Here is a 4,011-nt window from a genome sequence, read left to right on the forward strand (position 1 = left end):
AATATCGCGGTATCGGTGGCGCTCGCGGCCTGACCCGCGCCGATCAGCTGCGGGTCGGCGTCGGGTCGATCACATTGGCGCAGGCATCGGTCGGCGCGGCGGCGACCTGCCCAACCAGCGGCACGATTTTCAACCCCGCCGATGTCACCCGGCACGGCGCGGCGAACAACCCGCATCCGGACAGCGCCAGGGCGGTAAGGCAGAACAGCAAAACGACGCGCAGTTTCATGATGATCTCCATTCAAATCCAGGCCTGTATATAAGGTTGCGCGATCGCCGGTGCATCGGTGCCGGTCCGGTTGGCGATTCGGAACCGAAGTATTATGTGCAGCGCACAACTGATGATCGGAGCCATGCCCATGTCATTGCAACTCGGCGATACCGCCCCGGATTTCGAGCAGGACAGCTCGGAAGGCCGGATCAAATTCCATGAGTACCTCGGTCATTCCTGGGGCATCCTGTTCAGCCACCCGGCCGATTACACGCCGGTCTGCACGACCGAGCTTGGTGTGGTCGCGCGGCTCAAGCCGGAATGGGACAAGCGCAACGTCAAGCCGGTCGGCCTGTCGGTGGATACCGGGGAGAACCATGTCGGCTGGGCGAAAGACATTCAGGAGACCCAGGGCCAGACCGTGAATTTCCCGATCCTGGCGGATCACGACCACAAGGTCAGCCGGCTATACGAAATGATCCACCCGAACGCCAGCACGACGGCGACGGTGCGTTCGGTGTTCATCATCGACCCCGCCAAAAAGATCCGACTGATCCTGACCTATCCGATGGCGACCGGGCGCAATTTCGACGAAATCCTGCGGGTGATCGACTCGTTGCAGCTTACCGATTCCGACAAGCTCGCCACCCCGGCCAATTGGAAGGACGGCGATGACGTCATTATCGTCACGTCGGTGTCGGATGAAGAGGCGCACAAGCGCTATCCGGCCGGTTTCAAGACGTTGAAGCCCTATCTGCGTCTGGTCAAGCAGCCGAAGCTGCCGAGCGCGGGCTGAGCCGGCACATCTGTCATAAAAGCTTCATCGCACTGTCATAACCATGGCATGATAGGGGCTTAAGGAGCGGTGTCATGATCCTGACATTGCTCCTTCCCACGCTGTCGCACCAAGACGGAGCCTGTTGATGCCCGATGCCTCCGCCCGCCTCGCACCGATGGCGCAATCCGCGTCCGAGGAGCCGCGGATCGCCATCCGCAATCTCGATTTCTATTACGGTGCTACCAAGGCGCTGAAATCGGTGTCCATCGATTTTCTCGACCGCCAGACCACCGCGATGATCGGCCCGTCCGGCTGCGGCAAATCAACGCTGCTGCGCGTGCTCAACCGCATGTACGATCTTTACCCCGGTCAGCGCGCCGAGGGCGAGGTCATGCTCGATGGCGAAAACATCATCGCCCCCGGCATGGACATCAACCGCCTGCGCCGGCGCGTCGGCATGGTGTTCCAGAAACCGACACCGTTTCCGAAGTCGATCTACGAGAACGTCGCCTTCGGGGTGCGTCTGCACGAACGCCTCTCGCGCAGCGCGATGGACGAACGGGTGGAATCATCCCTGGTGCGCGCCGCCCTGTGGGGCGAGGTGAAGGACAAATTGAACAATTCGGCGCTTGCCCTGTCCGGCGGGCAGCAACAGCGCCTGTGCATTGCCCGCACCATCGCAGTAAAACCCCAGGTGATCCTGCTCGATGAGCCGACCAGCGCGCTCGACCCGATTTCGACGCTGAAAATCGAGCAGCTGATCGACGAATTGAAGCGCGATTTCACCATCATCATCGTCACGCACAATATGCAGCAGGCCGGTCGCTGCGCCGATCGGGTGGCGTTTTTCTATCTCGGCGAAGTGGTCGAAGTGGCCGACGCGACGCAAATGTTCACCGCCCCGCGCGAACGCCGCACCCAGGAATACATCACCGGCCGGTTCGGTTGAGGAGCATCGCCATGCCTGACGAATCCCGCCATATCCTGACCAGTTTCGAAGCCGATCTCGGCCGTCTGCGCGACATGATCGCGGCGATGGGCGGGCTGGTCGAGACCGAACTGGCCGACGCCACCGCCGCCCTGCTCTCGCGCGATGCGGTCATGGCCGCCCGCGTCGTCGAGTTCGATGCTCGGGTCGATGCCGAGGAGCGCGCGATCGAGCAATTCGCGATCCGCGTGCTCGCCCTGCGCCAGCCGGTCGCGGATGATCTGCGCCAGGTGGTCGCGGCGCTGAAAGTCACCACCGATCTGGAGCGCATCGGCGATTATGCCGCCAATGTTGCCAAGCGCACGATCATTCTGAACGAGGCGGTGCCGGCCTATCCGCTTGCAAGCCTCGCGCAGATGTCGCGCTTGGTACAGGAAAACCTGAAATCGACGATCGATGCGATCGGCGAGGCCGATCCGCAGAAAGCCATGGCGGTCTGGCGCGCGGATCAGATGATCGATGATCTCTACACCACGATCTTTCGCGAGCTGATCACCTACATGATGGAAGATCCGCGCAACATCAGCGCGTGTACCCATTTGCTGTTCATCGCGAAAAACCTCGAGCGGATCGGCGATCACGCGACCAACGTGGCCGAACTCACGTATTACGCGGCGACCGGCGAAACCCTGCCGGACAACCGGCCCAAGGGCGATCTGTCCGCCACCTACATGCCGCGCGCGGGCGCTTGAGCGCATTTCACCGATGGAGTCTGACATGAGTGAATCCAACCGCCCGCTGGTGCTCGTGGTCGAAGACGAAGCGCCGCTGGTCACGCTGCTGCGCTATAATCTGGAAAAGAGCGGCTTCCGGGTCGATGAAGCCGGTGATGGTAACGAGGCTTTGACCAAAATCACCGAGTCGCCGCCCGACCTCGTGCTGCTGGACTGGATGCTGCCGACCCTGTCCGGCATCGAGCTCTGCCGCCAACTCCGCCGCCGCCCGGCCACGCGCAGCTTGCCGGTGATCATGCTCACCGCCCGCGCCGAGGATCAGGATGCGGTGCGCGGCCTCGAAACCGGCGCCGATGATTACATCACCAAGCCGTTCTCGCCCGAAGCGCTGGTCGCGCGCATCCGCGCCCTGCTCCGCCGCACCGGCGCCGCCCCCGCCAAGGCGCCGTTGCAGTTCGCCGATATGGAACTCGACCCGACCACCCATAAAGTGACCCGCGCCGGCAAGGTGCTGCACCTCGGGCCGACCGAATTCCGCTTGCTCGAATTCTTCATGCGCCACCCGCGCCGGGTGTTCTCGCGCGAGGATGTGCTGAACGCGGTGTGGGGGCGCGATATCCACGTCGAACCGCGCACGGTCGATGTGCACATCCGCCGCCTGCGCAAAGCCATCAACGGTGAAAACGAACTCGATCTGGTCCGCACCGTGCGCGCCGCCGGCTACGCGCTCGACACCGACATGGTCGCGGCCTAGCGCGAACCGGGCTCAGCGCGAACCGCCGGGCGCCCAGCCCTCGGGTGCCATTTCGAAACCGGCGAATTCGAATGCGGGAGCCACCACGCAACTGACCAGGGTCCAGCGCCCCAGGCTTCTCGCATCCTGCCAGGCGCTGACCGGCACCGTATGCTGCAGGGTCTCGCCCTGCGCCAGATCGGGGCCGAGCCGCACCTGATACGGCACCCCTTCCGCCGCACAAACCCCGAGCGCCAAGGGCGCTCCCGCCTGCCACAGCCACAACTCCGCCGCATCGACCCGATGCCAGCGCGAGCGTTCGCCGGACTCCAGCAGGAACAGAATGCTGGTCGCCGCGCCGCGCCCGCCGGCTGCCGGCCGATCGCGCCAGACCTCCCGGTAATGGCCGCCTTCGGGGTGGGGTGCGAGATCGAGCGCCTGCCGCACCGCCGCCGGATCGCACAAGGGATTGCGGAGATCGATCATGAATGCTCCCGCATCGAAACCGGATTTCACATAAAACTGCGGCTAGTGTCCCGTCGCAGTGATTACGACTCCTTGATTGATGGCGTGGGGTAGGATTTGGCCATCTTCACTCTTGCCTGATCTGTGGAGAACATCCAGCGG

General features: G+C 63.4%; 6 protein-coding genes. 4 read left to right on the forward strand and 2 right to left on the reverse strand.

Annotation, left to right across the window (positions count from 1 at the left end):
• Positions 1-43 precede the first annotated feature (43 nt).
• Complete coding sequence (locus tag B7X49_RS18280; RefSeq protein WP_286703417.1) at positions 44-229, reverse strand: DUF6726 family protein; 186 nt, start codon at positions 227-229, stop codon at positions 44-46.
• 130 nt (positions 230-359) lie between these two features.
• Here B7X49_RS18280 and B7X49_RS18285 point away from each other — a divergent pair, with 130 nt between their 5' ends.
• The 4 genes from B7X49_RS18285 (at position 360) to phoB (ending at position 3,405) form a co-directional block, all read left to right on the forward strand.
• Complete coding sequence (locus B7X49_RS18285; protein ID WP_029311412.1) at positions 360-1,007, forward strand: peroxiredoxin; 648 nt, start codon at positions 360-362, stop codon at positions 1,005-1,007.
• A 127-nt stretch (positions 1,008-1,134) separates the two neighbouring features.
• A complete protein-coding gene (gene pstB, locus B7X49_RS18290) occupies positions 1,135-1,938 on the forward strand; it encodes a phosphate ABC transporter ATP-binding protein PstB (RefSeq protein ID WP_286703416.1) in 804 nt (267 codons plus the stop codon).
• An 11-nt stretch (positions 1,939-1,949) separates the two neighbouring features.
• Positions 1,950-2,669 (forward strand): phosphate signaling complex protein PhoU, encoded by a 720-nt coding sequence (gene phoU / locus B7X49_RS18295; protein ID WP_286703415.1) that lies wholly within the window; start codon positions 1,950-1,952, stop codon positions 2,667-2,669.
• A 25-nt stretch (positions 2,670-2,694) separates the two neighbouring features.
• Entirely contained in the window at positions 2,695-3,405 is a 711-nt protein-coding gene (gene phoB / locus B7X49_RS18300) for a phosphate regulon transcriptional regulator PhoB (protein ID WP_081849048.1), read from the forward strand.
• 12 nt (positions 3,406-3,417) lie between these two features.
• Here phoB and B7X49_RS18305 read toward each other — a convergent pair whose 3' ends face one another.
• Positions 3,418-3,870: a cupin domain-containing protein gene (locus B7X49_RS18305; protein WP_029311416.1), complete on the reverse strand. Its 453-nt coding sequence runs from the start codon at positions 3,868-3,870 to the stop codon at positions 3,418-3,420.
• Positions 3,871-4,011 lie beyond the last annotated feature (141 nt).

The sequence above is a fragment of the Acidiphilium sp. 34-64-41 genome (assembly GCF_002282635.1).
Taxonomy (GTDB): domain Bacteria; phylum Pseudomonadota; class Alphaproteobacteria; order Acetobacterales; family Acetobacteraceae; genus Acidiphilium; species Acidiphilium rubrum.